The sequence below is a fragment of the Azospirillum brasilense genome, assembly GCF_008365405.1.
Taxonomy (GTDB): domain Bacteria; phylum Pseudomonadota; class Alphaproteobacteria; order Azospirillales; family Azospirillaceae; genus Azospirillum; species Azospirillum brasilense_D.
Genome location: NZ_QOKV01000002.1, coordinates 235472 through 249786 on the forward strand (window position 1 = coordinate 235472; position 14315 = coordinate 249786).

The window sequence follows — 14315 nt, forward strand, 5'->3', positions numbered from 1 at the left end:
TGCCGTTGACGGGGGAGACTTTGACGGCGTTCTTGTCGCACTGTGCCCGGGGGCGCCGATGCCACGGCGCTTCCATGGAAACGGGAGCGCCGGTGCATGGTTGATCTGAACGACCTCGAGCGCGACGCGCTGACCGAACTGGTGAACATGGGAGTCGGCCGTGCCGCGACCCATCTCAGCCGCATGGTCGCCGATCAGGTCCTGCTGTCGGTTCCCTCCATCGAGATCGTCAGCCGCAACGACGCCGCCGGCCTTCTCGCTGCGCGCGAGAAGATGAGCCTCGTCGCGGTGGAGCAGCGTTTCGACGGGTCCTTTTCCGGTCGTGCCCTGTTGATCTTTCCCGAGACCAACAGCCTGGAGCTGGCCCGCGCCGTCCTTGGCAGCGACCTGAGCCTGGAGGAGATCGTCGATCTGGAGCAGGACGCGCTCGCGGAAATCGGCAACATCATCCTCAACGGCTGCCTGGTCGTGATGGCCAACACGCTGAAGGACAATCTGGAAATCTCGCTGCCCAGCGTGCTGCGCGGCGACAGTGACCGCATTTTCCAAAGCAACGGGCCGAACCCCGACGAGCTGGTGATGTTCCTCTACATCGACTTCCTGATCCGCAGCCGGAGCATCCGCGGCTACATCGCGTTGCTCATGGGACTGTCGTCTCTGGAGTCGCTGAAGGGACTGATCCATGGATTCATCGACCGCATCGCCTCCGGAACGCCCGATGGAACCGACCGAGTTTAAGCGCATGCCCTGGCTGAACGGCCTTCTCGACGCGATGGACGCCGGCGTCGTCGTGCTGGACCGCCACGGGCGTGTCCAGTTCTGGAACCGTTGGATGGAAAGGGCGTCGGGCACCTCCGAACCCGACATCCACGGGCGGGAGCTGGTGGAAGCCTTGCCATCCCTGCGCGACACGCGGCTGCACAACGCCGTGCGCGACGTGCTGGAAACCGGGGCGCCCAGCGTCCTCTCGCACACGCTGAACCCGGTGCTGTTCCCGCTGCGCTGCCCCGACGGGCGGCGGATGGTCCACAACGTGCTGATCCGTCCCTTCGTCGCCACCAACGCCTCCTACTGCCTGATCCAGGTGACCGACGTCACCGCCGTGGTCAACCGCGAGCGGGTGCTGCGCGAACAGCGCGACGCGCGCTACCGCGCCATCGTGGACACCGCCCCCGACGCCATCGTCACCACCGACACGCGCGGCGTCGTGCAATGGGCCAACGGGGCCGCCGCCCGGCAGTTCGGCTTTCCGCCCAACGAACTGATCGGCCAGCATGTCAGCCTCTTCCTCGCCGAAGGCTCCCCCGACTGGTCCGGCCTGCTGGAGCGCGACCCGGCCGGGCGCCCGGCACCCGTGGAACTGATCGGGCGCAAACGCGACGGCACCCGCATCGATCTGGAAGTCTCGCTGGCCCGCTGGGAGTCGGAGGGGCGGAGCTTCATCACCGGCGTCCTGCGCGACATCACCGAACGCCGCCGCACCCGCGAGGAGCTGAAGGCCAACGCGCTCGCCATGCGCCAGCTGGCCGAGCAGACCAAGGCCACGCTCGACGCGCTGCCGGCGCACATTGCCGTGCTCGACCATGGCGGGCACATCATCTCGGTCAACAAGGCTTGGGCGGAAAGCGGGCCGCAGGCCGGCTTCCTCGGCGACGGATCGGCCATCGGCGACGATTACCTGGAAGCCTGCGCCGCCATCCGCAGCGGGGCCGAGCACGCCGACGCGCTGATCGAGGGACTGCGCGGGCTGCTGCGCGGCGGGTCGCCGGTGTCCATCGAGTACCCGGGCCTGTCCCACGCCGGGGCGCGCTGGTATCGCTGTCTTGCAGCACCGATGGCCGCCGGTCCCTTCGGCGGAGCGGTGCTGATGCACATCGACGTGACCGAGATCAAGTCGATGGAAGCGGCGCTGCGCAAGCTGGTCGGGCAGAAGTCCACGCTGCTGCGCGAAGTGAACCACCGGGTGAAGAACAGCCTGCAGCTCGTCTCCAGCCTGCTGACGCTCCAGACCATGAGCCTGCCGGGCGCCGCCGAGCGGGTTCATTTCCAGGACGCCCGCAGCCGCATCGACGCCATCGCGCGGGTGCACAGCCGGCTGTATCAGACCGAGCAGTTCCAGACCATCGAGTTCGGCAGCTACCTGAACGAGCTGTGCGCCGACCTGTCCCGCGCATCGGGCGGCGACACGCTGGGCTCCATCGAGGTGCGGGCCGAGCGCGTCGATCTGCCCATCGATCAGGCGGCACCACTGGGGCTGATCGCCAACGAACTGATCACCAACGCCATCAAGCACCGCGGCTCCTCGCCCGCCAACGTCCTGGTGTCGCTCGACCGGACGGACGACTTGCTGGCGCTGACCGTGACCGACCAGGGGCCCGGCCTTCCCACCGGGTTCGACATGCGCCGGTCACGCAGCCTTGGCATGCGCTTGATCACCAGCCTGACCGGTCAGGTCGGGGCGACGGTCACGCTGATGCCGGTGGAACGGGGCGCCTCCTTCCGCATCGCGCTGACCATGCCGGAAACGCGCGGCCCCATCCTGGAAGACAGCGCTGTGGAGTGGAACGGATGAAGATCCTTCTCGTCGAGGACGAGGTCCTCATCGCCATGGAGCAGAGCTTCTACCTGGAAACCGCCGGGCACGAGGTGCATGGGCCGGCTTCCACCAGCGAAAAGGCGCTGGTCCTGGCGCAGGAGATCAAGCCGGATCTGGCTCTGGTGGACATCCACCTGGCCCAGGGTTCCAGCGGCATCGACGCGGCCCGCCGGATGACCGCGATGGGCATCCCCTGCCTGTTCGTCACCTCCTACCGCGAGGAGGTGGAGCCGACGCGCGAGTATGGGGTGGGCTGTCTGCCCAAGCCCTTCTCGCAGACCTCGCTGGTTTCCGCCGTCGAAGCGGTCAGCGCCATCCTGGCCGGGCGGACCCCCACCAAGGTTCCCGACACGATGGAGCTGTTTTCCTGAATTTCGGCGGTTAGCGGAACAGGCGCGGGTCGAAGGGGACATCCAGCACCTCGATGATCCGGGCCCGTGCGCTGTCGGGGTGCAGGGGGTTGAGCAGCACGTTGTGGACGTTCGGCATGATGGCGCTCGGCACCCGCATCAAGGCCGAAGCCCGGTCCGCGAGCCACGAGTCGCCGATGGCCCGTGTGACCTCGTTGCGGGCGGTCCAGTCGGGCGGCAGCGGCGGGCAGGGCTGCGCGGCCAGGCCATCCTCTACGGCAATGCCCAGCAGCCGGTAACGGTCCGGCAGGAGGGCCGGGGACGAAACCTCAAGATGGACGAGGATTTCGATCAACGCGCCCGGCGGGGATTCGGCCAGATAGACCACCGGGCGCCCCCGGTTGTGCCATCGGGCGGGTGCGCGCAGCCCGCCGATGCCCTGGAGGTCGGCGTGGTTGCTGATGCGCCAGAGCATCACGCGAAATAGCCCTCGTCGATCTGGATCAGGGCATCCTCCACCAACCGTGCCCCGACATCGGTATCGACCAGATCCACCGCCGCCTCACCGCCGAACCGCTCCTTGGGCGTGTTCAGCCAGGACAGCGCCTTGTCGCGGTTGCCGAACACCGCCTCGGCCAGGGCCAGGATGCTTGCCGTCCGGTAAGCGCGCTCGCTTTCCTCCAGCGACAGCGCCTCGCCTTTCTGGCGGCGGTGCTCCAAGGTGCGGCGAGGAATGATCCTGCTCAGCGCCCTGGCGTCCAGCCCCGCCGCCTGCAACGCGCCGATGGCTTGGGTGCGCAGGCGGTTGCGCACGACCCGCACCACCGCCAGATCGTCGGCGGGCGGCTGGTCAAGCCCCAGGAGCGCGGCGGTCAAGGATCGCTGACGATCCGCCAAAGCCACGTCATAGCCGGGCATCGAAGCCTCCTTGCGCAAAATGCCAATAGAAATGTGGCACCTTGCGCATGACGCGTCAAGCTGGGCACGCCCCCCTCAGCACCGGCATCACCCAGCCTTTCAGAAAGGCGTCTTCCGGTGGCACCGCAATCGGCCGACCCGCCGCAAGCAGCACCTGCAACAGCGCGGTGTGCAGGGCAGTGCAACCGCCGAGGTCCAGGCGGGGCTCCTCCATGGCGCACAGCCATTCGGCCAGCGGGATCGCCTCCTCCACGGTGCAGGCGCCCTCGAAACGGGCGGTGCGGTCCTCGAAACGGATGGGCATCACACCAGCTCCCGCAGGTTGAGGGCGAGCAGAAGGCGCCCGTCGCCGAGCACCGCCGTGCCGGCGTAGCCGCGCAGCCGGGCAAGCAATCCGGTCATGGGCTTCAGAACCACGTCGGCGCGCTCCCGGAAGTCGTCCACCACCAGCGCCACCGGCTGCCCGCCGAGGTCCACCAGCAGCACCGCCTCCCCGCTCCGCTCGCGTTCGTCCTCCGGCAGGTTGAGCAGGCGGCGCAGCCGCAGCAGCGGCACCACCGCGTCCTGCACGACGACGCTCTCCGCGTGCTTCACCCGGCGGATCGCGCCGTGTGGAACGCGCTGCATGCCGGTGACCAGCGTGACCGGAAAGCCGTAGAGCGCGCCCGCCGTCTCAACCGTCACCAGCCGCGTCACCATCATGGTCAGCGGCAGGACGAGGCGGAATCGCGTCCCGACGCCGGGAGTCGAGGCGACCTCCACCCGTCCACCCGCCTGTTCCACCGCACCGCGCACGGCGTCCATTCCCACCCCGCGTCCCGACAGGTCCGATACGGTGTCCGAGGTGCTGACTCCCGGCAGGAAGATCAGGCGCAGCGCCTCGGTGTCGGACAGGGCCGCCGCCTGCTCCTCGGTCAGGGCGCCATTGCTCACCGCCTTGCGGCGCACGGCCGCCGCGTCGATGCCCGCGCCGTCGTCGGAAACCTCCACGACCACGCCGCCGGTGTCCTGGAAAGCCTGGACGCGGATCGCCGCCACGTCCGGCTTTCCGGCGGCGCGGCGGCGATCCGGCGCCTCGATGCCGTGGTCAAGCCCATTGCGGACGAGGTGCAGCAGCGGCTCGCCCAGGATGTCGAGAATGTCCTTGTCCGCCTCCGTCTCGCCGCCGGAGAGGTGCAACTCGACCGACTTGCCGAGCCGCCGCGCGGTGTCGCGGACCAGCCGGGGCAGCGGCTCGAAGACTCGTGACAGGGGCAGCAGCCGCAACCGCAGCACCGCGTCCTGGAGGTCGCCCACGATGGAGTCGATGCGGCCGTGCGCCTCCTTGATGCCCTGGGCCAGGGCGTCGGCGCTCCGCCCCTCCTGTGCCTCACGTGCGAGGTGGGGCAGGCTTCCCTTGGCGACGACCAGTTCACCGACCAGCGCCATCAGCCGGTCCATGCGCTCCGCATCCACCCGCAGCGCTCGCCGTGCCGGGGATGCCGAAGCCGCGGTCTTTGCCGGCGTCACCGCGGTCGGGCCGTCCGCCAGGGTCTCGATGCAGCGGATGAGCGCGTCCACCGGTCCCGCGGCGGCGCGGCCCAACGCCGTGGCCTCCCCACCCCGCCCTTCGGCGACGAGAATGTTGCGCACCGCCCGCAGCACCGCCGCCCGGCGGGCCGCCGTCTCCTCCCCGCTGCCGGGCAGGCCGAGGATGCGTGCCTGCGTCCGCAGCATGGCCGTGGCGAGGCTGAGTGGTGCGGCGGGGGGCGCCGGCTCGGCCGTGGCGGGCATGGTGACCGTGGCGAGGGACACCTGATCGGGAACGCCGCGGAACAGGCGGACCAGTTCGTCCTTCGAAGCGCCGCTGAGGGCGCGGAACCGCAGGGCGCAGCGGTAGGGGTCGATATCCGTCAACGGCGGCCACGCCCCGGCGGCCTCGATGCGCAGCAGTAGAAGATCCGGGATACGGCGGCACAGGTCCAGCGGATCGTCCCCGACGAAGAAGCAATCCTCCGCCGGGGCATAGGCGATGGCTGTGACCGTGCACCCGGCGATCTTCGCCCGGTCCGCCTCCGGCAGTTCGTCCACCCAGGCGAAGCCGGCGGGCGTGCCGGTGTCGGCGGCTTCCGTCGGCCCGCCAAGAGCGGCGTGCAGCCCCTCCTCATGCGCCTGCGCGCGGGTATCGGCGTCGTCTGGAAGGGATTGGCCGTGCTCCAGCCCATCGACCCAGGCCACACCGGTGTCCAGCAACTCCAGCAGCCGGTCGGCGAGAACCCCGCTCATGGCGGCCCGTCCGTCGCGCACCGCCATCAGGACGTCCTCCCCGGCATGGACCATGCGGGTGAAGGGCGCCATGTCGAACAGCGCGGTGGCGCCCTTCAGCGTGTGCAATGCGCGGAACAGATCATTGACTGCGCCCTTGTCGGCCGGATCGCGCTCCAGCCGCAGCAGCGCGGCGCCTGCCGCCTCCAGCAACTCCCGCGATTCCAGGACGAACTGCTCGAACAGAGCGCTCATGACCGTCCCTCGCCCCCGTCTTGGCGCTTATCGTCTTGGCGCTCACCCTCTTGACGCCGGCCGGTCAGCAGGCGGGCGGCGGCGGTGAGGTCGGCGGGGCGCACCGGCTTGACGAAATACCAGTTGGCCCCTGCGAGCAGCGCCTTCTCGCGGTCGCTGTCCTTGGATTCGGTGCTGATCATGATGGCCGGCACGTCCCGCAGGGCCGGGTCCTGCCGCAGGCGGCGCAGCATGGTGTAACCGTCCATCTTCTGCATGTTGATGTCGACGATCAGCACATCCGGCGTCGATGCCAGCGCGTGCTCCAGTCCGTCGATCCCGTTCACCGCCTCGTCGACCAGAAAGCCATCGGCCTCCAGGACCTGCCGGGTGTAGGCCCGGACGGTCACGGCGTCGTCCACCACGAGGACGCGGGGTTGCGGGTTCGGTCGGTCGGTCACCGGGCGGCCTCCCTAACTCTGGGGCTTCTGATAGAGGATGGCGTCGGGGAACCGGCGCGGCACGAAGAGGGACGACATCCGGCTCATGCTCTCCGAATGGCCGAGACAGATGAACCCGCAGGGCGACAGCGCGTCGTAGAACATCGACGCCGCCTCGCGCCGTCCCAGGTCGTCGAAATAGATCAGCAGATTGCGGCAGAAGATGACATCCATGCCACGGAAATTCGCCATCTGCCGCGGATCGGCGATGTTCACCAGCGAGAAATCGATGGAGTCCCGCAACTCCTCCATGATCTGCCAGCGCTGGTCGTCCAGCCGGGTGAAGTATTTGGCGACGAGATTCCGCGGCATCGCCTGGAGCGACCGCTCCTCGTAAATGCCTTCCCGTGCACGGTCCAGCACATGGGTGTCGATGTCGGAGGCGTAGAGTTCGATCTCGAAATCATCCACCCGGCTCCACCGCTCCAGCAGCGTGATGGCGATGGAATAAGGCTCCTCCCCCGTGGCGCAGCCGGCCGACCAGATGCGCACCCGGCTGCCCGGCGCGCGCCCGCGCACCACCTCGTCCAGCGCGGCGTTCACGAGGCAGTCGAGCTGGTACATCTCGCGGAAGAAATAGGTCTCGTTCACCGTCATGCGGTTGACGAGAAGCTGCAACTCCTCCCCCGATGCCTGGAAGCGCAGCAGGTTCAGATATTGGCGGACATGCTCCACGCCGACCGCCGCCATCCGCTCCGACACGCGGCGGTCGACGAAGTAGCGCTTGGCTTCGGTGAAGGACAGGCCGGTGCGTTCCCGCAGGAACCGGCAGAAGGCGTCGTAATCCGCGGCGCTCAGGCCGGCGGCGCCCTCCTTGTCCGAAGGCGGGCTCATTCAGGCTCCGGAAAACAGGCGGCGCGCCGCATCGACGGAAAAGGCGACGAAAGGATCGTCCGGGAACCGCGCAGACAACCGCTCCACGACCGGCAGGGCCGCCGGATCGCCGCACTCCATCAGCGCCTCCACCGCGGAGAGGCAGACATTGACATGCGGGTCGCGGTCGATCACCCCGGCCAGCAGGTCCAGCCGATCCGCATGGGGCAGCTTCCCGACGAGTTGGACCGCGAAGATCCGCAGATCCGAATCGGCGGCCGTCAGCAGCGGGGCGACCTCCGGCAGCACCACGGCGGCGGGCATCTGCTGAAGGCTTTCGATCACGCCGTTGCGCAGCCCGACGTCCTCGCTCGCCAAAAGGGGCACCAGCGCCGCCACGGCCTCTGCGGTTCCGGTGCGGCCCAGAGCGGTGAGGAGGGTTTCGCGGACGCTCGGCTCCTCCTCGCGCTTCAGCCTGGCGGACAGGGCGGGAACGGCGTCGGGACGCTCGCCGAGCGCGTGGGCGGCCCGGCGGCGCTGAGCCGGGTCGGCATCCTCCAGCCAAGCCAGCGGATCACCGCCCTCCCCGGCGGCCACGGGCTTCGCTCCGTCGATCTTCCGGGCCTTTACCAGGGCCATCCCGCCGCCTCCACCGTGCCTGTCATGTTCATTCCATCACCCACCGGGTCACCTGTTGGGCCACCCGGTCGGACGGCAGCACCATGTCGGCGCCGCTGCGGCGGATCAACTCCTGCGGCATGCCGAACACGACGGCGCTGGCCTCCGACTCCGCGATGGTCCGCCCGCCTTGGCGGCGCAGCTCCGTCATGGAGACCGCGCCGTCCGATCCCATCCCCGTCAGGAGAACGCCGATCAGCCGCGACGGTGCCACGACGCGCAGAGCGCTCTCGACCAGCCGGTCCACGTTGGGGTGCCAATTCCGCCGCTCGTCCGCTGGTACGGGCTGGGCGGTGAGCCGACCGCCGCGCCGGACGATCTGAAGGTCGGCACCGCCGCGCGCGATGCAAACCAGCCCCGGCTGGAGCGCGGTGGCGGCCGCGGCCTCCACCACCGTCACGGCGGAAATGGTGTCGAGGCGGCGGGCCAGCGGTCCGGTGAAGCTGGCGGGCATGTGCTGGACCACCACCACCGGCCAGGGGAAATCCCCCGGCAGAAGCGGCAGGATGTCCTCCAGCGTGCGCGGCCCGCCGGTGGACACGCCGATCAGCACCAGCCCTTCGCCCGGATCGCCGTCGCTGTCGGCCGCGGTCTGCGGTTTGGCAAGGGAAGCATCGGCCAGGAAATCCGCCCCGGCGATGCGCTCGCGCACCCGGCGCAGCCGTTCGCGCAGCCCCAGCACCCGCCGCGGCCGGGACCCGGCGGCGGCACGCACGGTGTCGACCAACTCGTCGGCGATGCCGGCGATGGCACCGATTCCCGTCGGCTTCCGCACCGCCTCCACCGCTCCCAACCGCAAGGCCTCCAGCGTCACCTCCGCCCCGTCCGCGGTCAGGGCGGACACCATCACCACCGGCTTCGGATGCTCGACCATGATGCGCTTCAGGCAGGCGAGACCGTCCATGCCGGGCATCGTGACGTCCAGGGTTACCACGTCCGGATCGAAGCCGGGCAGCCGTTCCAGCGCCTCCGCCCCGTCGGCGGCGGTTTCCACCTCGAAACCGGCGGACGAGAGGATGTCGCCGATGCGCCGCCGCATCAGTGCCGAGTCGTCAACGACCAGGACCTTCACCATGACTGACCGCCTTCCGATCAGACGGTGGCCAGCAGATCGGCGAGCTGGTCCATATCCAGCAATTCCGCCGGATCCATCAGCAGGATCATCCGCCGCTCCTCGGCACTCTCCAGCGCGCCGATGCGGCGAATCAGACGGTGCTGGGCCTGCGACACGACGGGGGCTGGCCCGATGGCACCGTCCGGAATGCGGACGATTCCCGCCATGCCGTCCACCAGAAGCCCGGCGCGCGCCGCCCCCGCGGCGATCACCACCACGCGGCCCTGTTCACCGGCACCCCCGCGCCCCTCCGGCAGACGCAACAGGCGGCGCAACGCGACCAGCGGCAGGACGGCGCCGCGCAGGGTCGTCACGCCGCTGACGAAGTCCGGCGCGTTGGGCAGCGGAGTCACGGCATCGGGCTGGCGCAACACCTCCTGCACCGCCGCGACCGGCAGGCCGTATTCCGTTCCGGCCAGCCGGAACACCACGAAGGTTTCCGCCCGCTCCGCCTCCGTCACCACAGCCGTCTCTCCTTCACGCATCCCGTCACCGCCCGACCCGGCTCCCTCTCCCACGCCATGACGGAACAGCCGCTCCGCCGACAGGACCGGGATCAGCCGCGCGCCGCCGTCCAGCCGCGCGATGCCATCCATATCCTCGAACTCCGCCTCCCGCGCCATCAGCGGCGGCACCGGGTCGATGCGTTCGCGGGGAACGCGCAGGATCTCCCTTACATCCTCCACCACCACACCGACCAGCCCCTCCGCCGTGCGCAGGACCGCCACCTTTCCACGGCCCCGAACCGCCGTGGAATCGAGCGCGGCGTCGAGCCCGAACAGCTCCCGCAGCCCGACCAGGGGGAGAAGCGCGTCGCGCAGCGTCATCATGCCCAAAAGATGGGTGCGGGCGCGGGGAACACGGGTTACCATCTCCGGGACCGGAACGACCTCCCGCACCGCCGCCACCGGCAACGAGAACTCCTGCTCCGCAACGGTGAGGACGACGAGTTGTTCCTCGTCCTGGTGCATTGCGGCAACGGTCTTCGGCTGAGGGGACGCGCTGAAATCCGCAATCCCCGCGGCCCCCCGCCCGAGGTCGGTGAACTGGCGTTCGATCAGCGGAACGGGATCGAGAATCAAGGCGCCGTCCCGTCCGTCCCCGGCCAGGATGGCGCCGGCCAGAAGATCCGCGTCGATGGACGGATCGGGCACGGTCCCGGAGTCGGCGATGCGATCCTCGTCCACAGTGGACAGGCCCGACACGCGGTCCACCAGCAGGCCGACCGGCTGGCCGTTGTGACGGACGATCAGCAGCCGCGCGGCCATCGTCTCCCCGTCGTCCGGTCCGCTCTCCTCGGCGCTGGCAAGCCCCAGCACACGGCGCAGCCCGATGACCGGCAGCACGGCGCCGCGCCGCCGGGCCAGCCCTTCCAGGCTGGGCGGCCCCAGCGGGATGGGCACCAGCGCCGGCGGGCGCAGGATCTCCAGAACCCCGTCCAGCGGCAGGGCCAGTTCCACGCCGCCGACCGAGAAAAACACGAAGGAACGCACGCCGTCGCGGCGGATGATCGCGGCCATGGGTCGTCTCCCCACCGGCCGGTCAGCCGGCCCCTTGCAGTTCATCGGCCATGGCGGCGATCTCCTCGATGGCTGAGGCCAGTTCCTCGGCGCCCTTGGCCTGCTCCCGCGCAGCCTTGGCCGCTTCGTTGGCGGAGCGGTTGGCCTGGTGTGCCGCGGTGGCGACCTGCTCCACGCCCTTCTGCGCCTCCGCCACGGCGCGCTGCACCTCACCGGCGTTCTCGACGATCTCGCGGCTGCCGGAGGTCACGGTGCGCAGATCGGCGATGGCGGCGGCGAGGCTGCCGGAGAACTCCTGATGGCGCAGGGACTGGCGCGCCGTCTCGCTCCCGATGTCCTCGATGTCGCGGCGGACGCGCCCGATCTGGTCCTGGATGGCGTGGACGATGTCCTTGACCCGCTCCACATTTTCCGAGCTGTCGCGGGCGAGGTTGCGGATGTCGTTGCTGACGACTGTGAAGCCGCGCCCGAATTCCCCGGCCCGCGCCGCCTCGATGGAGCCGCTGACCGCCAGCATCCCGGTCTGGATGGCGATGATGGAGATGGCGTCGACCACCTTGTCGATGCGCCGCCCGATTTGCTCCATGGCGCCGATCCGCTCCACCGTGCGGCGGCTGGAGGCCACCGCCTCGCCCACCCCGGCGGTCAGAGCGCCCACCATGTCCTGCGTCTCGGACAGCAACGCCTCCAGCTCGACGCAGCGCTGAAGCGCCTCCTCGGCACGGGTGTGGCTGAGCCGGGCGCTGGCCTCGATCTCGGCGATGGCGCTGCTGGACTGGTGGGTCGCGGCCCCCTGGGCCTGGGCGCCGCGGGAAATCTGGGTGATCGCCGCCATGATCTGGGCGGCGGCTCGGTTGATCTCCTCGATGGCGGCGGAAAGCTGCTCGGCGGCGGAAGCGAGATCCCCGGCGGCGCGGTGGACATCGGTGCTGCCGCCCAATTCCTCGGCCAGATCGGACAGCTGGCCGGCGGCCTGCTCGCTCTGGGCCAGGGCTTTGGCCTGCTCACCGACGGTCTTCAGCGCCTCCTCGCTCGCCGCCGCCTGCTCCTCCGCGGCCGAGGCGACGCTCTCGGCGCCGCGCTGCGCCTCCCGCCCGGCGGAATCGGCCTCCATCGCCGCCTTGATGGTTTCCTGGGCGCCGCGGGCGATGTCTCCCATGCCGTCGCGCGCCCGGTCGAGCTGAGCGGCGATCTGGCGGCCCCGCTCCACCTCGCTCTTGGACGCGTCCGCGCCGGCCACGATGCTCTCCGCGATGGCGCCCACCGCCTCCTGGATCTGCGCGACCATGCGGTTGATGTCGTTGGCGGAGCGTTCGGAGCGTTCGGCCAGGGCCTGGACCTCGTCGGCCACCACGGCGAAGCCGCGCCCGGCATCCCCGGCACGGGCGGCCTCGATGGCGGCGTTCAGCGCCAGGAGGTTGGTCTGGTCGGCCATGACCGCCACCCCTTCCACGATGGCGCCGATCTCCGCCGCCTGCCGCTCCAGGTCACGGACCAGGGCGACCGCGGCCTCCTGCCGCTCGGCGGCGCGGACCAGCCCATCGACGGAGGTGAGGATCTGGCCGCTGACGTCCTTCATCAGGGATTGCAGCGCCTGGATACGGGACAGCGAGGATTCGGCGTTGCTGCGCGCCCGCCCGATCAGGCCGGCGCTGCGGTCGATCATCCGTTGCGACTGCTGGGTGGCGCTCGCCGCCTCCTCCGCGCCGGCGGCCACCTGCTCCATCGCCTGGCGCAGTTCCTCGGCGGCGGCGGCGGCCTGGGTCACGCCGCTGGCAAGCTCGTTCGACGCGGCGGCGATGCCCTCCGCCGCCTTGCGCCGCCGGTTCCCGGCGCGGGCGCGCCGTCGCACCTCCGCCGCGCGGCGGGCCGACAGAGCGTTGTCGGGCTGGCTGGACAGTGCGGCCTCATCGGCCAGCGGAATCACGTCCTCGCCGAGGTCCGCGCTGCGGGAGGCGCTTGCCGTGTCGATCCGCTTCTTCTTGACCAATGCCATAATCCAAACCCCTTGCCCCGTGAGACCGTGCTTCTCTGTCGGTGGCTCTTGTTGATTGCGTGCGGCGCCCGCCCTCAGGCCAGCACCCGGCCGATGTAGCGCCCGATGGCCGCCTTCAGCTCCGCCGCGGACCCGGCGTCGAGCGCCAGGACGACGGTCCCCTCGACATCGTGGGGCGGCGTCCGGAAGGTGACGTGGAACAGGATGGCCTGCGCCTCCGCCGTCAGGGCGACGCCGCAGCGTTCCAGAAGGTCGTCCCCCACGCCGCGCAAGACCTGCGGCAGGGTGGTGCCGACCGCGACGCCCAGCAGATTCCCCATGGAGGACAGGCAGCTGTTCAGCACGATGTTGCCAACCTCGGCCAGCGCCTCCTCCACCAGCTCCGCCGCGTCCTCCTTGGGGACGCCGGGCGGCAGCGCGGCGGCGGCCAGCGGCAGGCCGCTGCGTTCCGGCATCAATAGGATGGCCGAACCGAGGAAGGCGCCGGATAGGCACTCGGTCACTGCGATCAGTTCCCCCGGCAGCGCCGACCGAAGCAGGCCGGACACCCGGTCGCCGGGGACGAGGCTGACCATCGGCACGGAAATCTCCACCGGCCCGCCGATCATCCGGCTGAACGCCGTGGACGCCCGGCCGACGCCGATGTTCCCCAGCTCCGTCAGCGCATCGCGTTCCAGTTCGTCCAGATCGAAGCCGTTGGGGTCAATGCCCATGGGGGTCGGGTCCATCGGCGCACGCCGGCCGGACCATGCCGGTCAACCAGCGCCCCCGCCGGCGCCTTCGCTGGACGACGGGCGGCGCGGCAGGCTGGCGGCGGCCAGGAAGCGGGCCATCTGCTCCTCCTCCAGAGGCTTGGGCATGAAGGCGGCGCCCAGCGCGCGGATGCCGGACACCACCGAATCCTGGGCGTTGGCCGTGATGATGGCGACGCGGATGTCCGGCTTCGCCTGCAGCAGGCGGGCGGCGGCCTCCAGGCCGTTGTCGCCCGGCATGTTGAAGTCGATTATGGCGATATGGATATCACTTTCGTCTAGTTTTCCATAAAGCTCAGCGCTGTTCGCCGCCTCGATGACCGTCCAATCCGGCTTGTTCCGAAGTATTATGCCGCGGACATGCATGCGGGACAGCTTGCTGTCGTCCACGACGATTACGGTCTTGCTCAACGCCTGTGCTCCGGGAGGAGAGAAAATTTGAATTGTGGAACGATTATAACCACCGCCACGCCGCGCGCCAGCATGGATTGCGGTCCGCAATCAGCGTTTTTCGACGCCGGCTCCGACGCGGCTTCCCTTGGCCGGTCGCGGTGGCTTTGCTAACAGATGATCGACCAACAGGGTCATGCACTTCGGGGT

General features: G+C 69.8%; 15 protein-coding genes. 3 read left to right on the forward strand and 12 right to left on the reverse strand.

Annotated features, from left to right (window positions below; translation table 11 throughout):
- Positions 1–96: 96 nt before the first annotated feature.
- From DS837_RS05360 to DS837_RS05370, 3 genes are read left to right on the forward strand one after another with little or no spacing between them, the layout of a single operon-like run.
- Complete coding sequence (locus DS837_RS05360) at positions 97–738, forward strand: chemotaxis protein CheX (RefSeq protein ID WP_149163775.1); 642 nt, start codon at positions 97–99, stop codon at positions 736–738.
- Entirely contained in the window at positions 719–2572 is a 1854-nt protein-coding gene (locus tag DS837_RS05365) for a sensor histidine kinase (protein ID WP_149164028.1), read from the forward strand. The genes DS837_RS05360 and DS837_RS05365 overlap by 20 nt, the downstream gene beginning before the upstream one ends.
- Positions 2569–2967 (forward strand): response regulator, encoded by a 399-nt coding sequence (locus DS837_RS05370; RefSeq protein ID WP_149163776.1) that lies wholly within the window; start codon positions 2569–2571, stop codon positions 2965–2967. The genes DS837_RS05365 and DS837_RS05370 overlap by 4 nt, the downstream gene beginning before the upstream one ends.
- 10 nt (positions 2968–2977) lie before the next feature.
- On the opposite strand, the gene DS837_RS05375 is transcribed toward DS837_RS05370, so the two are convergent.
- The 12 genes from DS837_RS05375 to DS837_RS05430 form a co-directional block, all read right to left on the reverse strand.
- Positions 2978–3421 (reverse strand): RES family NAD+ phosphorylase, encoded by a 444-nt coding sequence (locus DS837_RS05375; RefSeq protein ID WP_149163777.1) that lies wholly within the window; start codon positions 3419–3421, stop codon positions 2978–2980.
- Positions 3421–3864, reverse strand: a complete 444-nt coding sequence (gene parS / locus DS837_RS05380) for a type II RES/Xre toxin-antitoxin system antitoxin (protein ID WP_149163778.1) — start codon at positions 3862–3864, stop codon at positions 3421–3423. Before parS ends, DS837_RS05375 begins: the two co-directional genes overlap by 1 nt.
- A 55-nt stretch (positions 3865–3919) precedes the next feature.
- Entirely contained in the window at positions 3920–4168 is a 249-nt protein-coding gene (locus DS837_RS05385) for a hypothetical protein (RefSeq protein WP_149163779.1), read from the reverse strand.
- Entirely contained in the window at positions 4168–6363 is a 2196-nt protein-coding gene (locus DS837_RS05390) for a chemotaxis protein CheA (RefSeq protein ID WP_149163780.1), read from the reverse strand. Before DS837_RS05390 ends, DS837_RS05385 begins: the two co-directional genes overlap by 1 nt.
- Positions 6360–6803, reverse strand: a complete 444-nt coding sequence (locus DS837_RS05395) for a response regulator (protein WP_149163781.1) — start codon at positions 6801–6803, stop codon at positions 6360–6362. Before DS837_RS05395 ends, DS837_RS05390 begins: the two co-directional genes overlap by 4 nt.
- A gap of 12 nt (positions 6804–6815) precedes the next feature.
- Positions 6816–7676: a CheR family methyltransferase gene (locus DS837_RS05400; RefSeq protein ID WP_149163782.1), complete on the reverse strand. Its 861-nt coding sequence runs from the start codon at positions 7674–7676 to the stop codon at positions 6816–6818.
- Positions 7677–8294 (reverse strand): HEAT repeat domain-containing protein, encoded by a 618-nt coding sequence (locus DS837_RS05405; RefSeq protein WP_149163783.1) that lies wholly within the window; start codon positions 8292–8294, stop codon positions 7677–7679.
- Positions 8295–8322: 28 nt separating this feature from the next.
- The gene (gene cheB, locus DS837_RS05410) at positions 8323–9408 is read right to left on the reverse strand and encodes a chemotaxis-specific protein-glutamate methyltransferase CheB (RefSeq protein WP_149163784.1); all 1086 of its coding nucleotides are present in this window, start codon (positions 9406–9408) and stop codon (positions 8323–8325) included.
- A gap of 17 nt (positions 9409–9425) precedes the next feature.
- Positions 9426–10967 carry a chemotaxis protein CheW gene (locus DS837_RS05415; protein ID WP_149163785.1) on the reverse strand — a complete coding sequence of 514 codons (1542 nt, stop codon included), beginning with the start codon at positions 10965–10967 and terminating at the stop codon, positions 9426–9428.
- 22 nt (positions 10968–10989) lie between these two features.
- Positions 10990–12963, reverse strand: a complete 1974-nt coding sequence (locus DS837_RS05420) for a methyl-accepting chemotaxis protein (RefSeq protein WP_149163786.1) — start codon at positions 12961–12963, stop codon at positions 10990–10992.
- A 74-nt stretch (positions 12964–13037) separates the two neighbouring features.
- Positions 13038–13676 carry a chemotaxis protein CheC gene (locus tag DS837_RS05425; protein ID WP_247889783.1) on the reverse strand — a complete coding sequence of 213 codons (639 nt, stop codon included), beginning with the start codon at positions 13674–13676 and terminating at the stop codon, positions 13038–13040.
- Between the two features lie 42 nt (positions 13677–13718).
- On the reverse strand, positions 13719–14126 hold the full coding sequence (locus DS837_RS05430; protein WP_149163788.1) for a response regulator transcription factor: 408 nt from the start codon (positions 14124–14126) through the stop codon (positions 13719–13721).
- Positions 14127–14315 lie beyond the last annotated feature (189 nt).

Coding starts and splice junctions, on each gene's coding strand:
- DS837_RS05360 (WP_149163775.1), top strand. CDS start 97: ATGGTTGATCTGAACGACCTCGAGCGCGACGCGCTGACCGAACTGGTG.
- cheB (WP_149163784.1), bottom strand. CDS start 9,408: ATGGTGAAGGTCCTGGTCGTTGACGACTCGGCACTGATGCGGCGGCGC.
- DS837_RS05425 (WP_247889783.1), bottom strand. CDS start 13,676: ATGGGCATTGACCCCAACGGCTTCGATCTGGACGAACTGGAACGCGAT.
- DS837_RS05365 (WP_149164028.1), top strand. CDS start 719: ATGGAACCGACCGAGTTTAAGCGCATGCCCTGGCTGAACGGCCTTCTC.
- DS837_RS05405 (WP_149163783.1), bottom strand. CDS start 8,294: ATGGCCCTGGTAAAGGCCCGGAAGATCGACGGAGCGAAGCCCGTGGCC.
- DS837_RS05390 (WP_149163780.1), bottom strand. CDS start 6,363: ATGAGCGCTCTGTTCGAGCAGTTCGTCCTGGAATCGCGGGAGTTGCTG.
- DS837_RS05375 (WP_149163777.1), bottom strand. CDS start 3,421: ATGCTCTGGCGCATCAGCAACCACGCCGACCTCCAGGGCATCGGCGGG.
- DS837_RS05400 (WP_149163782.1), bottom strand. CDS start 7,676: ATGAGCCCGCCTTCGGACAAGGAGGGCGCCGCCGGCCTGAGCGCCGCG.
- parS (WP_149163778.1), bottom strand. CDS start 3,864: ATGCCCGGCTATGACGTGGCTTTGGCGGATCGTCAGCGATCCTTGACC.
- DS837_RS05385 (WP_149163779.1), bottom strand. CDS start 4,168: ATGCCCATCCGTTTCGAGGACCGCACCGCCCGTTTCGAGGGCGCCTGC.
- DS837_RS05415 (WP_149163785.1), bottom strand. CDS start 10,967: ATGGCCGCGATCATCCGCCGCGACGGCGTGCGTTCCTTCGTGTTTTTC.
- DS837_RS05370 (WP_149163776.1), top strand. CDS start 2,569: ATGAAGATCCTTCTCGTCGAGGACGAGGTCCTCATCGCCATGGAGCAG.
- DS837_RS05420 (WP_149163786.1), bottom strand. CDS start 12,963: ATGGCATTGGTCAAGAAGAAGCGGATCGACACGGCAAGCGCCTCCCGC.